The sequence below is a fragment of the Dellaglioa sp. CoH-55-MRSF-9 genome, assembly GCF_056782155.1.
In genome coordinates, this window is sequence record NZ_JBXAYG010000083.1 from 1 (window position 1) to 273 (window position 273).

The 273-nt window shown below is 56.8% G+C and carries 1 protein-coding gene; it reads right to left on the reverse strand.

All coding sequences use genetic code 11. The features are described from left to right. The coding region (locus AC1RPV_RS07885; RefSeq protein ID WP_481764217.1) for a hypothetical protein at positions 1–273 on the reverse strand (273 nt) is incomplete at both ends.

Sequence of the window (273 nt, forward strand, 5' to 3'; positions counted from 1 at the left end):
CTCCTGATGCTGTTCCTTTGTCAGGTTCCACGTGAACGAGTTGGAACTGTGTTCGGTGAGAGCCCGCGAATACCGGATTTTACCGTCTTCCGAGAGCTGGGCGAGCAGTATGTTCACGCGGTTGCTGTTTTCGGCGTTGATTTTCGCGTAGCGCCCGACCGCACCCAGCTGACGCCACTGATCATCGCCGTCCGCGCCCTTGAGTAGCGAAATATAGTCGATGATCAGGACATCTACGTCGTAGGCGTTGGTGGCGGCCACCACCTCTTCCAT